The organism is Pseudomonas reactans, from assembly GCF_013387025.1.
GTDB classification, from domain to species: Bacteria; Pseudomonadota; Gammaproteobacteria; order Pseudomonadales; family Pseudomonadaceae; genus Aquipseudomonas; species Aquipseudomonas reactans.
Map to the genome: position 1 here is coordinate 1 of NZ_JACAQP010000215.1, position 367 is coordinate 367.

The following is a 367-nucleotide window of genomic DNA, read 5'->3' on the forward strand; positions in this document are numbered from 1 at the left end:
CAGTGCAACGTCGAACGGCACCACAGCGGCGTGCTCGGCAAGCTCAACGAACCCTGGTTGCTCAAGCTGTTGGCCATTGGTATCGGCCTGGGTTTTGTTATTCAGTTCACCGCCGTGAATGCGTTCATGTACTACACGCCGATGATTCTCAAAGAGACTGGCATGGGCACTAATGCCGCGCTGATCGCCACCATCGGCAATGGCGTGGTTTCGGTGATCGCCACCTTGATCGGCATGTGGGTGATCAACCGCATGGATCGTCGCTCGATGCTACTGCTGGGGCTGACCGTCGTGGTACTGGCGCAAATCTTCCTTGGTGTCGTGCTCAACTTCATCCCGCATTCGCTCGTGCAAAGTTACCTGGCAC

The 367-nt window shown here is 56.7% G+C and carries 1 protein-coding gene; it reads left to right on the forward strand.

All coding sequences use genetic code 11. The features are described 5' to 3' along the window. Positions 1-367: MFS transporter (locus tag HX793_RS30985; RefSeq protein WP_178905640.1), on the forward strand; the 367-nt coding region annotated here is incomplete at both ends.